The organism is Escherichia sp. Lx600-2, assembly GCF_036662595.1.
GTDB lineage: Bacteria > Pseudomonadota > Gammaproteobacteria > Enterobacterales > Enterobacteriaceae > Escherichia > Escherichia coli.
Genome location: NZ_JAYQWM010000033.1, coordinates 1 through 18,704, shown reverse-complemented (window position 1 = coordinate 18,704; position 18,704 = coordinate 1). Strand labels below are relative to the sequence as shown.

Genomic DNA, 18,704 nt, shown 5'->3' with positions numbered 1-18,704 from the left:
AACTGGCGGCTGTGGGATTAACTGCGCGTCGCCGCTTTCATCGGTTGTACAAAAACTTTCAGTGCCGCCAGCATTTTCTCTGGCTCATTAATATGTTGCTCGATGATTTTAACAATGGCTGAACCAGAAATCGCGCCCGCAGCTCCTGCATCAATCGCTGCTTTTACCTGATCCGGGGCGGAAATACCAAATCCCTGCAATGGAGGTGCAGCGTTGTACTCTTTCAGCTTCGCAACCAGATGATTGAGGGGTAACGCGGCGCGGTTTTCTGCGCCGGTCACGCCCGCTCGTGACAGCAAATAGGTGTAACCACGACCGTAAGAGGCTATCTGGCGCAGCAGGTCGTCATCGGCATTTGGCGGGCAGATGAAGATAGGTGCGACATTATGGCGCAACGCGGCCTGGCGGAAGGGCGCGGACTCTTCAACTGGCACATCGGCAACCAGCACCGAATCGACGCCGACTTTTTCGCACTGGGCATAAAACTCATCAATGCCTTTGTTAAACACCAGATTGGCATACATCAACAGGCCAATGGGAATGGTCGGGTGTTTCTGGCGAATCAGAGCCAGCATTTCAAAACATTGTGCCGGAATCACACCTGCCGCAAAGGCGCGCAGAGTGGCGTTTTGAATGGTCGGGCCATCCGCCAGTGGGTCGGAGAAGGGGATACCTAACTCCAGCGCGTCAGCACCGGCTTCAATTAGCGTATCGATAATTTTCAATGACTGCTCAATGCCCGGATCCCCGAGCGTGACGAAAGGAACGAATGCGCCTTCTTTGCGCTCCTTCAACTGGGCAAACAGAGATTCGTAGCGTTCCATCAGATTTCCCCTCGTGCTTTCAAAATATCGTGAACGGTGAAGATGTCTTTATCGCCGCGACCGGAAAGGTTAACCACCAGTAGCTGCTCTTTTTCCGGGTTTTCGCGCATCATTTTCAGCGCATGGGCCAGGGCGTGGGAGGATTCCAGCGCCGGGATGATCCCTTCGTGTAGGCACAGCGTCTTGAAGGCTTCAAGGGCTTCATCATCGGTAATAGACACGTAATCAGCGCGTCCAGTGCTGTTAAGATACGCGTGTTGTGGGCCGACAGACGGGAAATCCAATCCGGCGGAGATGGAGTAAGATTCTTCAATCTGCCCGTCTTCGGTTTGCATCATCGGCGCTTTCATACCGAAATAAATGCCCACGCGACCATGTTTTAGCGGTGCGCCGTGCTTGCCAGTTTCGATACCGTGACCACCAGGCTCCACACCAATCAGGCCGACGTCGGTTTCGTTGATGAAATCTGCAAACATACCGATGGCATTCGAACCGCCGCCAACACAGGCGATAACGGCATCCGGCAGGCGACCTTCTCTTTCCAGAATCTGCGCTTTGGTTTCTTCGCCAATCATCCGCTGAAACTCACGCACAATGGTCGGGTAAGGATGCGGGCCAGCCGCGGTGCCCAGCATATAGTGCGCGGTTTCATAACTGCCGGACCAGTCGCGTAGCGCCTCATTACAGGCATCTTTCAGCGTGGCGGAACTGCTATGTACCGGGATCACTTCCGCACCCATTAAGCGCATACGAAAAACGTTAGGCGACTGGCGTTCAACGTCTTTGGCACCCATATAAATACGGCATTTCAGGCCGAGCAGGGCGCTGGCAAGGGCAGACGCCACGCCATGCTGACCGGCACCGGTTTCGGCGATGATTTCGGTTTTACCCATCCGCTTCGCCAGTAAAGCCTGACCGAGCACCTGGTTAGTTTTATGCGCGCCGCCGTGCAGCAAATCTTCGCGCTTCAGATACAGCGTGGTTTTCGTCCCAGCCGTAATGTTCTGGCATTTGGTCAGTGCGGTTGGACGCCCGGCATAGTTTTTCAGTAGGTCGTTGAACTGGGCTTGAAATTCAGGATCTTTTTGCGCGCTGACAAAAGCTTCTTCCAGCTGGCGCAGAGCAGGCATCAGGATTTGTGGCACGTACATGCCGCCAAACTCACCAAAATAGGGGTTAAGTAATGTTGTCATTTTTCCTTTCCTTAATATGCGCGCAGCGTCTGGAAAACCGAGGCCAAAAGACGTGCATCTTTGATGCCCGGTTGCGACTCTACAGCAGAATTAAAATCAAGTCCGGCGCAGCCGGTTTGTGCCGCTTCCACGCAGTTATCTGCGCCTAAGCCCCCCGCCAGCAGAACGTTGCCAAGCGATTGACCGTTTAACAGTGACCAGTCGAAACGTTGCCCGCTTCCACCCTGGCCGTTGTCTAAAACATATTTATCAACGTGCTGAAGCTCGCGGGCGGGCAGGGTTTCACCGACGCTTAATGCTTTCCAGATGGCAATGTTTGCGGGCAGCGCGCCACGCAATGTGTCGATATATTGTTGATCTTCATTACCATGCAGTTGCACTGCCGCCAGTAATAACACCTTAGCTTTGTCCAACACATCGCCAATATCGTGATTGCGGAACACGCCAACATACTGCAACGGTGCCGCAGCCATCACTTCCTGCGCCTGTTCAACGTTGACGCAACGTGGTGATGTCGCAACAAAAATCAACCCACCGTAAATCGCGCCCGCGTCATACGCTGCTTTAGCATCTTGCCCACGCGTCAGGCCACATACTTTATTCTCACCCAGCAACACCCGACGCACGGCGGCGTGCAAATCGTCATGGGCCATCAACGCCGAACCAATCAGAAAACCGTTAGCGAAGTGGCTTAACTCGCGCACCTGAGAGTAAGTATTGATGCCGGATTCGCTGATTACCGTCACGTTGTGCCCCAGTTTCGGCGCAAGCTCGCGGGTACGGTTGAGATCAATCGACAAATCACGCAGATCGCGGTTGTTGATGCCAACGACCTTTGCCCCCAATGCAATGGCGCGCTCCAGCTCCTCTTCATTACTGACTTCGGTCAGCACCCCCATCTCCAGACTGTGAGCGACGGCTGCAAGCTGGCGATATTGGTCGTCATCCAGTACTGAAAGCATTAATAAGCAGGCATCGGCCTGGTAATAGCGCGCCAGATAGATCTGGTAAGGGTCGATAATGAAGTCTTTACATAAAATCGGCTGCGGGGCGATTTGGCTGACGATGGGGAGGAAATCAAAGCTCCCCTGAAAATATTTCTCATCAGTCAGCACCGAAATTGCCGAAGCGTAATGTTTATAAATGGCGGCAATGCGTGCTGGATCGAAATCATCACGGATCACGCCTTTTGACGGCGACGCTTTCTTGCACTCCAGAATAAACGCCGTGCGCGCACCCTGTAGCGCATCATAAAAATGTCGCGTGCTCGGCTGAACCTCATTCTGAAAACTGGCCAGCGGTTGCTGCTGTTTGCGGGCTTCTACCCAAATCGCCTTGTCTGCGACGATTTTCGCTAAAACGGTTTGCATCATTTACCCTCGTGCCGCCAGTGCGGTGACTCTGTCGTAAGCGGAACCACTGCGCAGTACCTCAAGAACGGTTTGCGCATTGGCTTGCAGATCTTCATGGCCATGCAGGCGCATTAACATGGCGACGTTCGCAGCGACGGCTGCTTCATGGGCGGCGTCGCCTTTACCTTGTAACAAGCGTGTTAAAATGTCACGGTTTTCTTCCGGTGTTCCGCCTGCCAGTTGCTCCTGGTGGTAGGGTGTCAGGCCAAAGTCTTCTGCGGTGAGCTGATAGCTCTTAATTTCGCCATCGTGCAGCTCGGCAACGATTGTCGGCGCGTGTAATGAAACTTCATCCATCCCGCCGCTGTGCACCACCGCCGCGCGTTGATACCCCAGCACGCGCAAGGTTTCGGCAATCGGCAGCACCAGTTCCGGACTATAAACACCAATTAACGCCAGCGGCGGATGCGCCGGGTTAATCAATGGCCCCAGCACATTGAACAGGGTGCGGGTTTTCAGTTGCTGGCGAACCGGCATCGCGTGGCGGAATCCGGTGTGATATTTCGGCGCAAAGAGGAAACATACGCCTAACTCATCCAGCGCCTGGCGCGATTTATCGGCGTTCATATCAAGATTAATACCGAACGCCGCCAGCAGATCGGACGAACCAGATTTACTGGAGACGCTACGGTTGCCGTGTTTCGCCACTTTCAGCCCACAGGCCGCGGCGACAAACGCACTGGCGGTAGAAATATTGATACTGTTGCTGCCGTCACCGCCAGTACCGACGATATCAGCAAACAGATAATCCGGGCGCGGGAACGGCGCTGCGTTTTCCAGTAGCGCGGTTGCTGCTCCGGCGATCTCGTTCGGGTGCTCGCCGCGAATTTTCATGCTCACCAGCGCCGCCGCCAGTTGTTCCGGTTTCAGTTCGCCACGTACCACCGCTGAAAATAGCTGATGACTTTCCTGCTGGCTAAGGGTCTGCGCCTGATACAGTTTTTCCAGAATCGGTTGCAGCGTGTTGGTTGGCTCTAGTTTCTGCTGCGCCCAGGCCAGCGTTTGTTCCAGCAGGCGAGCGCCCTGGGTGGTGAGAATGGATTCCGGGTGGAACTGGAATCCGCAAACGCGATCTGCATCGTGACGCACCGCCATCACCATGCCATTAAAATGGGCGTTGATGGTTAAACCGGCCGGAATATTACTGCCAACCAGCGAGTGATAACGCGCCACCGGCAATGGGTTTGTTAATCCGGCAAACATCGCCTGACCGTCATGTTCAATGCTGGAGGCTTTACCGTGAAGAATTTCGCCCGCCTGACCGACATACCCCCCGTAGGCTTCGACAATCGCCTGATGACCGAGGCAAATGCCAATAATCGGCAGCTTACCGCGCAAGCGGGTGAGGAGTTCTGGCATACAACCGGCTTCACTCGGCACACCTGGCCCCGGAGAAAGCATCAGCACCGGATTGCTCATCGTCGCCAGGCGTTCAATTAAGGTTTGCGCCGGAATATGGTTGCGGTAAATCACCACGTTATGCCCATTGCTGCGCAACTGATCTGCCAGGTTGTAAGTAAAAGAGTCGATATTATCGAGCAGCAGAATGTCAGCCATCAAAAAGTCTCCTGTGCATGATGCGCGGTGGCGATAGCGCGCAGTACAGCGCGGGCTTTATTACGGGTTTCGTCGGCTTCCGACTGCGGAACAGAATCAAGGACTACGCCAGCACCGGCTTGCACGGTGGCGATACCGTTTTCCACCAGCGCCGAGCGGATCACAATGCAGGTGTCGAGATCGCCATGCGCGGTGAAATAACCTACCGCGCCGCCGTAGCTGCCGCGGCGACGACCTTCCGCCTCGGCAATTAACTGCATAGCACGCACTTTCGGCGCACCGCTTAACGTTCCCATATTCATACAGGCGCGGTAAGCGTGCAGGGCGTCGAGATCGTGGCGCAGCTCACCGACCACGCGGGAGACCAGGTGCATCACGTAAGAGTAACGGTCAACTTTGGTAAGATCGGCGACGTAGCGGCTGCCGGGGGTGCAAATGCGTGCCAGATCATTACGGGCGAGATCCACCAGCATCAGATGTTCAGAAAGCTCTTTATGATCGGTACGCATTTCCAGTTCGATGCGGCTGTCGAGGTCTCTGTCCAGTGAACCATCGGCACGACGACCGCGTGGACGTGTTCCGGCAATCGGGTAGATCTCAATCTGGCGGCTGGTGGCGTCATACTTGAGCGAACTTTCCGGCGACGCGCCAAACAGGGTGAAATCATTATCCTGCATAAAAAACATGTACGGGCTGGGATTACTCTTTTTCAACACGTAATAGGCCGCCAGCGGTGACGGGCAGGGCAGCGAGAAACGGCGAGATGGCACGACCTGGAAAATTTCTCCGGCGCGAATCGCTTTTTGCAACAAACGCACTACGCCACCGAACTCTTCATCGCTCTGGTTACATTCACAACGCATATGCGGCACGGAAACCACCGGCAGCGGCGGCGCGGCTTCGGTCAGTTGCTGACGTAGTTCGTTCAGGCGAGCAGTGAGACGTTGTTTTTCTTCTTCATTCGGAGCAAACAGGCTGGCCTGAATACGGGTGCTTTTTTTCTGATGGTCAATCACCATCAGAGTTTCAGCGAGATAAAAACAGAAATCAGGGCAGTTATTTTCCGCTGACAGTTGCGGTAAATCTTCAAACCCCGCCACAAGGTCATAAGAGAACAGGCCGCCGAAGAACATGGCTTCTCGTTCTTCCTTCGGTACATTCAACAGATTCTGCAATAAGCGGAAAGCGTCAAAAACCGAAAGGGAGCATAAGCGAGCGTCTTCATCCAGCAGTGGACTAACAGGGGGGAAGAGCAGCACACGGCAGTTTGGTAATTGTTCATTTTCCACACCCGCAGGCAGGGCGTTATCCAGTAGTGTCAGCAGGGCTTCGCCGTTGCCGGAAAGGGACTGGATTGTGACAGTGTCACCTAAAGCTGTAATGCGCAGCGCACTGTCTACCAGCAGCAGGCTTTTTAAATCATCTTTGCTGTCGATATCTGCGGATTCCAGCAGCAGCGTTGCCGGACGATCCCCACACAACTGGTGAAAAAGCGCGGTGGGATTGTCGCGATAAGCGCCTTCGCAGGTTAGCAGTTCGAGAGTCGGTTTTTGTGTTTGCATTGTTATTCTCTAATTTTGTTCAAAAAAAAGCCCGCTCATTAGGCGGGCTGGGTATCTGATTGCTTTACGCATGGTGAATACACTGCCCGTTTCAGGAAGTGCGCCACCAACCTTTCAGTACGAAAATTGCTTTCATTGTCGATACCCTTTTTACGTGAACTTACGTACTAGTTAACTGGTTCGATGATTAATTGTCAACAGCTCATTTCAGAATATTTGCCAGAACCGTTATGATGTCGGCGCAAAAAACATTATCCAGAACGGGAGTGCGCCTTGAGCGACACGAATTACGCAGTGATTTACGACCTGCACAGCCATACCACAGCTTCCGATGGCTGCCTGACGCCAGAAGCATTGGTGCACCGTGCAGTCGAGATGCGCGTCGGCACCCTGGCGATCACCGACCATGACACCACAGCTGCAATCGCGCCAGCAAGAGAGGAAATTTCACGTTCGGGACTGGCGCTGAATCTTATTCCCGGCGTGGAAATTTCCACGGTCTGGGAAAATCATGAAATTCATATTGTCGGGCTGAATATTGATATTACTCATCTGCTAATGTGTGAGTTCCTCGCGCAGCAGACAGAACGGCGCAATCAGCGGGCGCAGCTCATTGCCGAAAGACTTGAAAAAGCGCAAATACCTGGGGCGCTGGAAGGCGCACAACGACTGGCGCAGGGCGGCGCAGTGACGCGCGGTCATTTTGCGCGTTTCCTTGTTGAGTGCGGCAAAGCCAGTTCAATGGCGGATGTCTTTAAAAAGTATCTGGCGCGCGGGAAAACCGGATACGTTCCGCCACAGTGGTGTACAATAGAACAAGCTATTGATGTCATTCATCATTCTGGCGGTAAGGCGGTGCTAGCTCATCCTGGGCGGTACAATCTTAGTGCTAAATGGCTGAAAAGATTGGTTGCGCATTTTGCCGAACACGACGGCGACGCGATGGAAGTCGCGCAGTGCCAGCAATCGCCCAATGAACGCACCCAGCTGGCGACACTTGCGCGTCAGCATCATTTATGGGCATCACAAGGATCTGATTTTCATCAGCCATGCCCGTGGATCGAACTGGGTCGTAAACTCTGGCTGCCCGCAGGCGTTGAAGGCGTCTGGCAGCTATGGGAACAGCCGCAGAACACCACAGAGAGGGAATTATGAGCCAGTTTTTTTATATTCATCCTGATAACCCACAGCAACGTCTGATCAACCAGGCGGTGGAGATCGTGCGTAAAGGCGGGGTGATTGTTTATCCAACTGATTCCGGCTATGCGCTCGGCTGTAAAATTGAAGATAAAAACGCCATGGAGCGTATTTGTCGTATTCGCCAGCTGCCGGACGGTCACAACTTTACCCTGATGTGTCGCGATCTTTCTGAACTCTCGACCTATTCATTTGTCGATAACGTTGCGTTTCGTTTAATGAAAAACAACACGCCGGGCAACTATACCTTCATCCTGAAGGGGACGAAGGAAGTGCCGCGCCGTCTGTTGCAGGAAAAACGCAAAACCATCGGTATGCGTGTGCCTTCTAACCCGATTGCGCAGGCGTTGCTTGAAGCACTGGGCGAACCGATGCTTTCCACTTCGCTAATGCTGCCAGGCAGCGAATTTACCGAATCCGATCCCGAAGAAATTAAAGACCGTCTGGAAAAACAGGTAGATTTGATTATTCACGGCGGCTATCTCGGGCAGAAACCAACAACGGTTATTGATCTTACCGATGATACGCCGGTCGTGGTGCGTGAAGGCGTAGGTGATGTGAAGCCTTTCTTATAACAAATTGCGTTCCACGGATGGAAGACTATGGCAGGGAAGTTTCGCTGCATTTTGCTGTTGATAGCAGGGCTGTTTGTATCATCTCTAAGTTATGCAGAAAACAAGGAGATCCCTTCTTATGAAGAAGGGATCTCGCTCTTTGATGTTGAAGCCACTCTGCAACCGGATGGGGTGCTCGACATCAAAGAGAACATTCATTTTCAGGCGCGAAATCAGCAGATTAAGCACGGATTTTATCGTGATTTACCACGACTATGGATGCAGCCTGATGGGGACGCTGCACTGCTGAACTATCATATTGTTGGCGTCACCCGTGATGGTATTCCTGAACCCTGGCATCATGACTGGCATATCGGGTTAATGAGTATTGTCGTGGGCGATAAACAACGTTTCTTGCCTCAAGGCGACTATCATTATCAAATTCATTATCAGGTTAAAAATGCTTTCCAGCGTGAGGGAGATTCAGATCTGTTAATCTGGAACGTGACTGGTAACCACTGGCCGTTTGAAATCTATAAGACCCTATTTTCACTCAAGTTCCCTGATATCGCGGGTAATCCATTTAGCGAAATCGATCTCTTTACTGGAGAAGAGGGCGACACATATCGAAATGGCCGCATCCTTGAGGACGGAAGAATTGAATCCCGCGATCCGTTTTATCGTGAAGATTTCACGGTACTCTACCGCTGGCCTCACGCTTTACTTAGCAATGCCTCGGCTCCACAAACGACGAATATTTTCAGCCATCTTCTTTTACCCTCCACATCATCGTTGTTAATTTGGTTTCCGTGTCTATTCCTGGTTTGTGGATGGTTATATCTCTGGAAGCGCAGGCCGCAATTTACGCCGGTAGATGTGATTGAAACCGATGTCATTCCGCCAGATTACACGCCCGGCATGTTACGTCTCGATGCGAAGCTGGTTTACGACGATAAAGGGTTTTGTGCCGATATCGTAAATCTGATTGTGAAAGGAAAAATTCATCTGGAAGATCAGTATGATAAGAACCAGCAAATCCTGATTCGTGTTAATGAAGGCGCGACCAGAAATAATGAGTTATTACTGCCCGCAGAGCAGTTATTACTGGAAGCGTTATTTCGTAAAGGCGATAAGGTCGTTCTTACGGGGAGACGCAACAGAGTCTTACGCAGGGCATTTTTACGGATGCAGAAATTTTATCTGCCGCGTAAAAAGTCTTCGTTTTACCGGCCTGATACTTTTTTGCAATGGGGTGGACTGGCAATATTGGCGGTCATTCTTTACGGTAACCTGAGTCCTGTAGGCTGGGCAGGAATGAGTCTGGTGGGCGATATGTTTATTATGATCTGCTGGCTTCTTCCTTTTTTATTTTGTTCCCTTGAGCTTTTGTTTGCCCGCGATGATGACAAGCCTTGCGTTAATCGTGTAATCATCACTTTGTTTTTACCGCTGATTTGTTCAGGCGTGGCCTTTTATTCTCTCTATATCAATGTCGGAGATGTATTCTTTTACTGGTATATGCCAGCGGGGTATTTTAGCGCTGTTTTCCTGACCGGTTATCTCACTGGTATGGGGTATATTTTTCTGCCAAAGTTTACCCAAACTGGGCAACAACGTTATGCCCACGGTGAAGCTATCGTTAACTATCTTGCGCGTAAAGAGGCGGCAACACACAGTGGGCGGCGGCGGAAAGGGGAAACACGGAAACTGGATTACGCGTTGCCAGGTTGGGCAGTCTCAGCAAACCTTGGAAGAGAATGGGTTGCACGTATCACCCCATCACTCACAGCGGCTGTTAGCGCCCCGGAAATTGCCTGTAGTGGCGTTTTGTTCTCATTACAGATGCACCTGAGTCTGGGGGCCAATACCAGTTTGTTGGGGCGAAGTTATTCCGGTGGTGGTGCTGGCGGCGGCGCGGGTGGCGGAGGCGGTGGTGGCTGGTAATCAAGCTGATGTTAATCGAAACAAGCTTTAACCATAAAGATAGTGTAGTATGTTGCGCCTCAAAGCCAGGCCAGTTGAAACGTCAAGTTCGTTTACTTAAGGCCTGAAGAGTTCAAACAGACTTTACTATCAGTGAGTCAGATGTAAGTTCTGACTCACTGTTGCACAAAAGCATATCAGACGCCTGGGAAGGCGACACCAAAAGGAAGCTCTATGAGCGAAAAGCTACAGAAAGTGCTGGCGCGTGCCGGCCACGGTTCTCGCCGTGAAATCGAATCTATTATTGAAGCCGGTCGTGTGAGTGTTGATGGCAAAATTGCTAAACTCGGCGATCGTGTTGAAGTTACCCCTGGATTGAAAATCCGTATCGATGGTCACCTGATTTCGGTACGTGAGTCCGCTGAACAAATTTGTCGCGTTCTGGCCTATTACAAACCGGAAGGTGAGTTGTGTACCCGTAACGATCCGGAAGGACGTCCAACGGTGTTTGACCGTCTGCCAAAACTGCGTGGCGCACGCTGGATTGCCGTGGGTCGCTTGGACGTTAATACCTGTGGTCTGCTGCTGTTCACCACCGATGGTGAACTGGCAAACCGTTTAATGCATCCAAGCCGTGAAGTTGAACGTGAATATGCCGTGCGTGTATTTGGTCAGGTTGACGACGCGAAACTGCGTGATTTGAGTCGTGGCGTGCAGTTGGAAGATGGTCCGGCAGCTTTTAAAACCATCAAGTTCAGCGGCGGCGAAGGGATCAACCAGTGGTACAACGTGACTCTGACCGAAGGCCGTAACCGTGAAGTTCGTCGACTGTGGGAAGCGGTTGGTGTGCAGGTGAGCCGCCTGATCCGTGTTCGTTACGGTGATATCCCACTGCCAAAAGGTCTGCCACGCGGTGGCTGGACGGAGCTGGACCTCGCCCAGACTAACTATCTGCGCGAACTGGTGGAGCTACCGCCAGAAACCAGCTCTAAAGTCGCTGTAGAAAAAGACCGTCGTCGCATGAAGGCGAATCAGATTCGTCGTGCGGTGAAACGTCACAGTCAGGTGAGCGGCGGTCGTCGTTCTGGCGGGCGTAATAGCGGTTAATCAAAGTATGCCGGACGTCATATCCGGCATTTTTACAGATTAATAATCGATCCCTATCTGCGCTTTTACACCGGCATCAAACGCATGTTTGATGGGGCGCAGCTCACTCACCGTATCCGCCAGTTCAAGAATATCCCGATGACAGCCTCGACCCGTGATAATCACCGTCTGTTGATGTGGACGTTCATTTAACGCCTGCACCACTTCTTCCAGTGGCAAATAGTCATACGCCACCATATAAGTCAGCTCATCAAGCAAAACCATATCCAGTGAGGAATCAGCAAGCATTCGCTTTGCATGTTGCCAGACTTCGCGGCAGGCGGCGGTATCAGACTCGCGGTTTTGTGTATCCCAGGTAAAGCCCGTTGCCATTACCTGAAACTCAACGCCGTGTGGCTCCAGCAGATTGCGTTCGCCATTAGGCCAGGTGCCTTTGATAAACTGCACGACGCCCACTTTTTTTCCATGACCAACTGCGCGTGTTGCCGTACCAAATGCCGCGGTGGTTTTGCCTTTTCCATTACCGGTAAAGACGATGATAATACCGCGTTCATCCTGGGCCTGGGCCACACGAGCATCTACTTTTTCTTTCACTCGCTGCTGACGCTGTTGGTAGCGTTCATCACTCATTGGGAAATTCCTGGTTTACGGCCCGGTTGGGCGTCAAAGGTCATGCCGGTTTTACGGCGGCTGTCATCGCCCATCAGCCAGAGGTAGAGCGGCATGATATCAGCGGGTGTTTTAAGTTTCTGTGGATCTTCGGTCGGGAAGGCGCTGGCACGCATTGCGGTGCGCGTAACGCCTGGGTTAATGCAGTTGACGCGCAGGCGCTGCTGATATTCATCGGCCAGTACCTGCATCATCCCTTCGGTGGCAAATTTCGAGGCTGCATATGCGCCCCAGTTGGCTCGTCCCTGACGTCCAACGCTTGATGAAGTAAAGACCAGTGAACCGGCGTCCGATTTGAGTAATAAAGGAAGCAGTGCCTGGGTGAGCATAAAGGTAGCATTAACGTTGACCTGTATGACGTCCTGCCAGACCTGTGGATTTTGTTCGCTCATTGGGCAAACATCGCCGAGCAATCCGGCATTATGCAAAACACCATCCAGACGCGGATAATTAACGGCAATGCGCTGTGCCAGTTGTTGGCAATCTTCGGACCTGCAGGTCAGCAAATCGAGAATAAACCACTGTGGCTGACGCCCAGTTTCTTCGTTTATGTGGCTGGCTACCTGACGTAATTTTTCTTCATTACGGCCCAACAGAATCACTGTCGCACCATAGCGTGCATACGTCATCGCGGCTTCACGACCAATACCATCACTGGCTCCCGTCACCAGGATAATGCGATCATTGAGTAAATCTTGTTTTGGCTGGTAATGCATGGCTACTCCTCAACGACGTTGTCTGTCGCGCTGCCAGTGTACTTTATGACTTTGGGGCTTTATGCCTGAAACAGAAGGGCATTTCAATCAGCCTGGGGCGATAACACCGCAAAATGGATGCTTTGTCATACTTTCGCTGCAATAACATCTCTGCGAGACGGCTTAACATGCCTGTTGTAAACTGTGAGCCAAAGCGTTGTTTAACCAAGGTGGGGACTCGTGGAATTGTTGTCTGAATATGGTTTGTTTTTGGCGAAAATCGTTACCGTTGTGCTAGCGATTGCGGCGATTGCCGCCATTATTGTCAATGTTGCTCAACGTAATAAACGCCAGCGTGGCGAGTTACGGGTCAACAATCTCAGCGAACAGTATAAGGAGATGAAAGAAGAACTGGCCGCGGCGCTGATGGACTCACATCAGCAAAAACAGTGGCACAAAGCGCAGAAGAAAAAGCACAAGCAAGAAGCGAAAGCAGCAAAAGCGAAAGCCAAACTGGGCGAGGTGTCAACTGACAGTAAACCCCGCGTCTGGGTGCTGGATTTTAAAGGCAGCATGGACGCCCATGAAGTGAACTCGCTACGTGAAGAGATAACGGCTGTACTCGCAGCATTCAAACCGCAGGATCAGGTTGTGCTCCGTCTGGAAAGCCCTGGTGGCATGGTGCATGGTTACGGGTTGGCGGCTTCGCAGCTGCAGCGTCTGCGTGATAAAAACATTCCTTTAACTGTTACGGTAGACAAAGTTGCTGCCAGCGGCGGTTACATGATGGCCTGTGTGGCGGACAAAATTGTTTCCGCACCGTTTGCTATTGTGGGTTCCATTGGGGTGGTGGCGCAAATGCCCAACTTTAACCGCTTCCTGAAAAGCAAAGATATTGATATCGAACTGCACACCGCCGGGCAGTATAAGCGTACGCTGACCTTGCTGGGTGAAAATACCGAAGAAGGGCGGGAGAAATTCCGCGAAGAGCTGAACGAAACGCATCAGTTATTTAAAGATTTTGTGAAGCGTATGCGTCCGTCTCTGGATATTGAACAGGTGGCAACGGGTGAACACTGGTACGGACAACAGGCGGTAGAGAAAGGCCTGGTTGATGAAATCAACACCAGTGATGAAGTTATTCTTAGCCTGATGGAAGGCCGAGAAGTGGTCAATGTACGCTATATGCAGCGTAAACGACTCATTGACCGATTCACCGGCAGCGCGGCAGAGAGCGCAGATCGATTATTGCTACGCTGGTGGCAGCGTGGGCAAAAGCCATTGATGTAAAAGACAAACGCGAGGGTAAGACCTCGCGTTTTGCTTTAATCAACCAGGTGATATTTTTCTGAAAGCACATGGGCCAAGTGTTTGAACATATTAAACACCGCGGTGCTTTTGGCTGTTGGCAATCCTTGTTCATCTAAAAAGTAGTCGCCGGTAAATACCAGCACGCCATTACGCTGCGTGACGCCGGTGGCTTCAATCCCTGCGAGCGTATCCTCATGCTCACGAATGATTTTGTTGGCCTCTTTCAACAGCGTTTCGCGGTCGATGGGTTGTGTCTCTTTGTTCATTATTTACTCCTTAAACAAGGACATTAGTCTACGCCAGGCATGGCTTGCAGACAAATATACCACGCTGGTGGCAAGAGCGCCTTACTGGCAACTTTGGATTTTGCATGCTAATAAAGTTGCGTATCGGATTTTATCAGGTACAGTGTGACGCTTTCGTCAATCTGGCAATAGATTTGCTTGACATTCGACCAAAATTCCGTCGTGCTATAGCGCCTGTAGGCCAAGACCTGTTAACTCAGTCACCTGAATTTTCGTGAACAGAGTCACGACAAGGGGTTGATATCCGCAGAGAACGAGTCCATATCGGTAACTCGTTGCCAGTGGAAGGTTTATCAACGTGCGACGCATTCCTGGAAGAATCAAATTAGGTAAGGTGAATATGGGTAAAGCTCTTGTCATCGTTGAGTCCCCGGCAAAAGCCAAAACGATCAACAAGTATCTGGGTAGTGACTACGTGGTGAAATCCAGCGTCGGTCACATCCGCGATTTGCCGACCAGTGGCTCAGCTGCCAAAAAGAGTGCCGACTCTACCTCCACCAAGACGGCTAAAAAGCCTAAAAAGGATGAACGTGGCGCTCTCGTCAACCGTATGGGGGTTGACCCGTGGCACAATTGGGAGGCGCACTATGAAGTGTTGCCTGGTAAAGAGAAGGTCGTCTCTGAACTGAAACAACTGGCTGAAAAAGCCGACCACATCTATCTCGCAACCGACCTTGACCGCGAAGGGGAAGCCATTGCATGGCACCTGCGGGAAGTGATTGGTGGTGATGATGCGCGCTATAGCCGAGTGGTGTTTAACGAAATTACTAAAAACGCGATCCGCCAGGCATTTAACAAACCGGGTGAGCTGAATATTGATCGTGTTAATGCCCAGCAGGCGCGTCGCTTTATGGACCGCGTGGTGGGGTATATGGTTTCGCCGCTGCTATGGAAAAAGATCGCTCGTGGTCTGTCTGCCGGTCGTGTGCAGTCGGTGGCGGTTCGCCTGGTGGTCGAGCGTGAGCGTGAAATTAAAGCGTTCGTGCCGGAAGAGTTCTGGGAAGTCGATGCCAGCACGACCACGCCATCTGGTGAAGCGTTGGCGTTGCAGGTGACTCATCAGAACGACAAACCGTTCCGTCCGGTCAACAAAGAACAAACTCAGGCTGCGGTAAGTCTGCTGGAAAAAGCGCGCTACAGCGTGCTGGAACGTGAAGACAAACCGACAACCAGTAAACCTGGCGCTCCTTTTATTACCTCTACGCTGCAACAAGCTGCCAGCACCCGTCTTGGATTTGGCGTGAAAAAAACCATGATGATGGCGCAGCGTTTGTATGAAGCAGGCTATATCACTTACATGCGTACCGACTCCACTAACCTGAGTCAGGACGCGGTAAATATGGTTCGCGGTTATATCAGCGATAATTTTGGTAAGAAATATCTGCCGGAAAGTCCGAATCAGTACGCCAGCAAAGAAAACTCACAGGAAGCGCACGAAGCGATTCGTCCTTCTGACGTCAATGTGATGGCGGAATCGCTGAAGGATATGGAAGCAGATGCGCAGAAACTGTACCAGTTAATCTGGCGTCAGTTCGTTGCCTGCCAGATGACCCCAGCGAAATATGACTCCACGACGCTGACCGTTGGTGCGGGCGATTTCCGCCTGAAAGCACGCGGTCGTATTTTGCGCTTTGATGGCTGGACAAAAGTGATGCCTGCACTGCGTAAAGGCGATGAAGATCGTATCTTACCGGCAGTCGATAAAGGCGATGCTCTGACGCTCGTTGAACTGACACCAGCCCAGCACTTTACCAAGCCGCCAGCCCGTTTCAGTGAAGCATCGCTGGTTAAAGAACTGGAAAAACGCGGTATCGGTCGTCCGTCTACCTATGCGTCGATCATTTCGACCATTCAGGATCGTGGCTATGTGCGTGTAGAAAACCGTCGTTTCTATGCGGAAAAAATGGGCGAAATCGTCACCGATCGCCTGGAAGAAAATTTCCGCGAGTTAATGAACTACGACTTCACCGCGCAGATGGAAAACAGCCTTGACCAGGTGGCAAATCACGAAGCAGAGTGGAAAGCTGTACTGGATCACTTCTTCTCGGATTTCACCCAGCAGTTAGATAAAGCTGAAAAAGATCCGGAAGAGGGTGGTATGCGCCCGAACCAGATGGTTCTGACCAGCATTGACTGCCCGACTTGTGGTCGCAAAATGGGGATTCGCACAGCGAGCACCGGGGTATTCCTTGGCTGTTCTGGTTATGCGCTGCCGCCGAAAGAGCGTTGCAAAACCACCATTAACCTGGTGCCGGAAAACGAAGTGCTGAACGTGCTGGAAGGCGAAGACGCTGAAACCAATGCGCTGCGCGCAAAACGTCGTTGCCCGAAATGCGGCACGGCGATGGACAGCTATCTCATCGATCCGAAACGTAAGTTGCATGTCTGTGGTAATAACCCAACCTGCGACGGTTACGAGATCGAAGAGGGCGAATTCCGCATTAAAGGTTATGACGGCCCGATCGTTGAGTGTGAAAAATGTGGCTCTGAAATGCACCTGAAAATGGGGCGTTTCGGTAAATACATGGCCTGCACCAACGAAGAGTGTAAAAACACGCGTAAGATTTTACGTAACGGCGAAGTGGCTCCACCGAAAGAAGATCCGGTTCCTCTGCCAGAACTACCTTGCGAAAAATCAGATGCTTATTTCGTGTTGCGTGACGGCGCTGCGGGTGTTTTCCTGGCTGCCAACACTTTCCCGAAATCGCGTGAAACGCGTGCGCCGCTGGTGGAAGAGCTGTATCGCTTCCGCGACCGTCTGCCGGAAAAACTGCGTTATCTGGCCGATGCGCCGCAGCAGGATCCGGAAGGTAATAAGACCATGGTTCGCTTTAGCCGTAAAACCAAACAGCAATATGTCTCTTCGGAAAAAGACGGAAAGGCGACTGGCTGGTCAGCATTTTATGTTGATGGCAAATGGGTTGAAGGGAAAAAATAACCTTTAATTCTGTCAGGTTTTTATAAACAAAGGGTCGCGAAAGCGGCCCTTTTTTATTGCATATTATTTTTTCTTCACACCTATACACTAAGGCTATAAATGATATAGTGGTTATAGTTAGCACCTTTTTTATTATTAAATCGTATTAGTCACCCGCCAGGTGTGACGAAAAAACGATGTTCTGATGGCGTCTAAGTGGATGGTTTAACATGAAATTACAACAACTTCGCTATATTGTTGAGGTGGTCAATCATAACCTGAATGTCTCATCAACAGCGGAAGGACTTTACACATCACAACCCGGGATCAGTAAACAAGTCAGAATGCTGGAAGACGAGCTAGGCATTCAAATTTTTTCCCGAAGCGGCAAGCACCTGACGCAGGTAACGCCAGCAGGGCAAGAAATAATTCGTATCGCTCGCGAAGTCCTGTCGAAAGTCGATGCCATAAAATCGGTTGCCGGAGAGCACACCTGGCCGGATAAAGGCTCACTGTATATCGCCACCACGCATACCCAGGCACGCTACGCATTACCAAACGTCATCAAAGGCTTTATTGAGCGTTATCCTCGCGTTTCTTTGCATATGCACCAGGGCTCGCCGACACAAATTGCTGATGCCGTCTCTAAAGGCAATGCTGATTTCGCTATCGCCACAGAAGCGCTGCATCTGTATGAAGATTTAGTGATGTTACCGTGCTACCACTGGAATCGGGCTATTGTAGTCACTCCGGATCACCCGCTGGCAGGCAAAAAAGCCATTACCATTGAAGAACTGGCGCAATATCCGTTGGTGACATATACCTTCGGCTTTACCGGACGTTCAGAACTGGATACTGCCTTTAATCGCGCAGGGCTAACGCCGCGTATCGTTTTCACGGCAACGGATGCTGACGTCATTAAAACTTACGTCCGGTTAGGGCTGGGGGTAGGGGTCATTGCCAGCATGGCGGTGGATCCGGTCGCCGATCCGGACCTTGTGCGCGTTGATGCTCACGATATCTTCAGCCACAGTACAACCAAAATTGGTTTTCGCCGTAGTACTTTTTTGCGCAGTTATATGTATGATTTCATTCAGCGTTTTGCACCGCATTTAACGCGTGATGTCGTTGATGCGGCTGTCGCATTGCGCTCCAATGAAGAAATTGAGGTCATGTTTAAAGATATAAAACTGCCGGAAAAATAATTTCTTGCGTTATTTTCGGCACCTTTTATGTAGCGAAGGTGCCGGAATATATTCTCTTTTGTTACTTATTTGTATACCGTGCACAATATTTTTATCCCTCATATTTATAGGGTAAATTACCTGTAAAGTAGTGTCTAATTACCCGCCTCGCAAATTCCAGTTTTCAAATATCTATTTCAGGTCAAAAGATTGAATTATTGGTGATGCTGCCAACTTACTGATTTAGTGTATGATGGTGTTTTTGAGGTGCTCCAGTGGCTTCTGTTTCTATCA

General features: G+C 51.2%; 16 protein-coding genes and 1 other annotated feature. Of the genes, 7 read left to right on the top strand and 9 right to left on the bottom strand.

Annotation, left to right across the window (positions count from 1 at the left end; genetic code table 11):
• Positions 1–17: 17 nt before the first annotated feature.
• The 6 genes from trpA to trpL form a co-directional block, all read right to left on the bottom strand.
• Positions 18–824, bottom strand: coding sequence for a tryptophan synthase subunit alpha (gene trpA, locus OQV04_RS13550; protein WP_032280783.1), 807 nt, complete (start codon positions 822–824; stop codon positions 18–20).
• Positions 824–2,017 (bottom strand): tryptophan synthase subunit beta, encoded by a 1,194-nt coding sequence (gene trpB / locus OQV04_RS13545; RefSeq protein WP_032280784.1) that lies wholly within the window; start codon positions 2,015–2,017, stop codon positions 824–826. Before trpB ends, trpA begins: the two co-directional genes overlap by 1 nt.
• 11 nt (positions 2,018–2,028) lie before the next feature.
• Positions 2,029–3,390, bottom strand: coding sequence for a bifunctional indole-3-glycerol-phosphate synthase TrpC/phosphoribosylanthranilate isomerase TrpF (trpCF, locus tag OQV04_RS13540; protein ID WP_077757371.1), 1,362 nt, complete (start codon positions 3,388–3,390; stop codon positions 2,029–2,031).
• Positions 3,391–4,986, bottom strand: coding sequence for a bifunctional anthranilate synthase glutamate amidotransferase component TrpG/anthranilate phosphoribosyltransferase TrpD (gene trpD / locus OQV04_RS13535; protein WP_000763524.1), 1,596 nt, complete (start codon positions 4,984–4,986; stop codon positions 3,391–3,393). It lies immediately after the preceding gene.
• The gene (gene trpE / locus OQV04_RS13530) at positions 4,986–6,548 is read right to left on the bottom strand and encodes an anthranilate synthase component I (protein ID WP_032280785.1); all 1,563 of its coding nucleotides are present in this window, start codon (positions 6,546–6,548) and stop codon (positions 4,986–4,988) included. The genes trpD and trpE overlap by 1 nt, the downstream gene beginning before the upstream one ends.
• A gap of 21 nt (positions 6,549–6,569) precedes the next feature.
• Positions 6,570–6,663 (bottom strand) — a sequence feature (Trp leader region).
• Positions 6,640–6,684, bottom strand: a complete 45-nt coding sequence (gene trpL / locus OQV04_RS13525; protein ID WP_001700591.1) for a trp operon leader peptide — start codon at positions 6,682–6,684, stop codon at positions 6,640–6,642. It overlaps the preceding feature by 24 nt.
• A gap of 137 nt (positions 6,685–6,821) precedes the next feature.
• Between trpL and rnm the strand changes: the two genes are divergently transcribed.
• From rnm to rluB, 4 genes are all read left to right on the top strand, one after another.
• Positions 6,822–7,703 (top strand): RNase RNM, encoded by an 882-nt coding sequence (gene rnm, locus OQV04_RS13520; RefSeq protein ID WP_032280786.1) that lies wholly within the window; start codon positions 6,822–6,824, stop codon positions 7,701–7,703.
• Positions 7,700–8,320, top strand: a complete 621-nt coding sequence (locus tag OQV04_RS13515) for an L-threonylcarbamoyladenylate synthase (protein ID WP_001295575.1) — start codon at positions 7,700–7,702, stop codon at positions 8,318–8,320. Before rnm ends, OQV04_RS13515 begins: the two co-directional genes overlap by 4 nt.
• Before the next feature lie 27 nt (positions 8,321–8,347).
• Positions 8,348–10,243, top strand: coding sequence for a DUF2207 domain-containing protein (locus OQV04_RS13510; protein WP_099145181.1), 1,896 nt, complete (start codon positions 8,348–8,350; stop codon positions 10,241–10,243).
• 213 nt (positions 10,244–10,456) lie between these two features.
• A complete protein-coding gene (rluB, locus tag OQV04_RS13505; protein ID WP_001291218.1) occupies positions 10,457–11,329 on the top strand; it encodes a 23S rRNA pseudouridine(2605) synthase RluB in 873 nt (290 codons plus the stop codon).
• A 39-nt stretch (positions 11,330–11,368) separates the two neighbouring features.
• Here the strand turns inward: rluB and cobO are convergent, their stop codons facing one another.
• Both cobO and OQV04_RS13495 read right to left on the bottom strand, forming a co-directional pair.
• The gene (cobO, locus tag OQV04_RS13500) at positions 11,369–11,959 is read right to left on the bottom strand and encodes a cob(I)yrinic acid a,c-diamide adenosyltransferase (RefSeq protein WP_001278904.1); all 591 of its coding nucleotides are present in this window, start codon (positions 11,957–11,959) and stop codon (positions 11,369–11,371) included.
• Positions 11,956–12,714, bottom strand: a complete 759-nt coding sequence (locus OQV04_RS13495; protein ID WP_274446660.1) for a YciK family oxidoreductase — start codon at positions 12,712–12,714, stop codon at positions 11,956–11,958. The genes cobO and OQV04_RS13495 overlap by 4 nt, the downstream gene beginning before the upstream one ends.
• A 219-nt stretch (positions 12,715–12,933) precedes the next feature.
• Here OQV04_RS13495 and sohB point away from each other — a divergent pair, with 219 nt between their 5' ends.
• On the top strand, positions 12,934–13,983 hold the full coding sequence (sohB, locus tag OQV04_RS13490) for a protease SohB (protein ID WP_000422055.1): 1,050 nt from the start codon (positions 12,934–12,936) through the stop codon (positions 13,981–13,983).
• Between the two features lie 35 nt (positions 13,984–14,018).
• On the opposite strand, the gene OQV04_RS13485 is transcribed toward sohB, so the two are convergent.
• A complete protein-coding gene (locus OQV04_RS13485; protein WP_001031530.1) occupies positions 14,019–14,270 on the bottom strand; it encodes a YciN family protein in 252 nt (83 codons plus the stop codon).
• A 379-nt stretch (positions 14,271–14,649) separates the two neighbouring features.
• Here OQV04_RS13485 and topA point away from each other — a divergent pair, with 379 nt between their 5' ends.
• Complete coding sequence (gene topA / locus OQV04_RS13480) at positions 14,650–17,247, top strand: type I DNA topoisomerase (protein WP_001295576.1); 2,598 nt, start codon at positions 14,650–14,652, stop codon at positions 17,245–17,247.
• A gap of 209 nt (positions 17,248–17,456) precedes the next feature.
• Complete coding sequence (gene cysB, locus OQV04_RS13475; RefSeq protein WP_000776253.1) at positions 17,457–18,431, top strand: HTH-type transcriptional regulator CysB; 975 nt, start codon at positions 17,457–17,459, stop codon at positions 18,429–18,431.
• The last annotated feature ends 273 nt before the right edge of the window (positions 18,432–18,704 follow it).

What these genes read in the sequence shown, in the direction of transcription:
- cobO (WP_001278904.1), bottom strand. Translation starts at nt 11,959, where the DNA reads ATGAGTGATGAACGCTACCAACAGCGTCAGCAGCGAGTGAAAGAAAAA.
- topA (WP_001295576.1), top strand. Translation starts at nt 14,650, where the DNA reads ATGGGTAAAGCTCTTGTCATCGTTGAGTCCCCGGCAAAAGCCAAAACG.
- OQV04_RS13515 (WP_001295575.1), top strand. Translation starts at nt 7,700, where the DNA reads ATGAGCCAGTTTTTTTATATTCATCCTGATAACCCACAGCAACGTCTG.
- trpCF (WP_077757371.1), bottom strand. Translation starts at nt 3,390, where the DNA reads ATGATGCAAACCGTTTTAGCGAAAATCGTCGCAGACAAGGCGATTTGG.
- trpE (WP_032280785.1), bottom strand. Translation starts at nt 6,548, where the DNA reads ATGCAAACACAAAAACCGACTCTCGAACTGCTAACCTGCGAAGGCGCT.
- OQV04_RS13495 (WP_274446660.1), bottom strand. Translation starts at nt 12,714, where the DNA reads ATGCATTACCAGCCAAAACAAGATTTACTCAATGATCGCATTATCCTG.
- trpB (WP_032280784.1), bottom strand. Translation starts at nt 2,017, where the DNA reads ATGACAACATTACTTAACCCCTATTTTGGTGAGTTTGGCGGCATGTAC.
- trpD (WP_000763524.1), bottom strand. Translation starts at nt 4,986, where the DNA reads ATGGCTGACATTCTGCTGCTCGATAATATCGACTCTTTTACTTACAAC.
- OQV04_RS13485 (WP_001031530.1), bottom strand. Translation starts at nt 14,270, where the DNA reads ATGAACAAAGAGACACAACCCATCGACCGCGAAACGCTGTTGAAAGAG.
- trpA (WP_032280783.1), bottom strand. Translation starts at nt 824, where the DNA reads ATGGAACGCTACGAATCTCTGTTTGCCCAGTTGAAGGAGCGCAAAGAA.
- OQV04_RS13510 (WP_099145181.1), top strand. Translation starts at nt 8,348, where the DNA reads ATGGCAGGGAAGTTTCGCTGCATTTTGCTGTTGATAGCAGGGCTGTTT.
- rluB (WP_001291218.1), top strand. Translation starts at nt 10,457, where the DNA reads ATGAGCGAAAAGCTACAGAAAGTGCTGGCGCGTGCCGGCCACGGTTCT.
- cysB (WP_000776253.1), top strand. Translation starts at nt 17,457, where the DNA reads ATGAAATTACAACAACTTCGCTATATTGTTGAGGTGGTCAATCATAAC.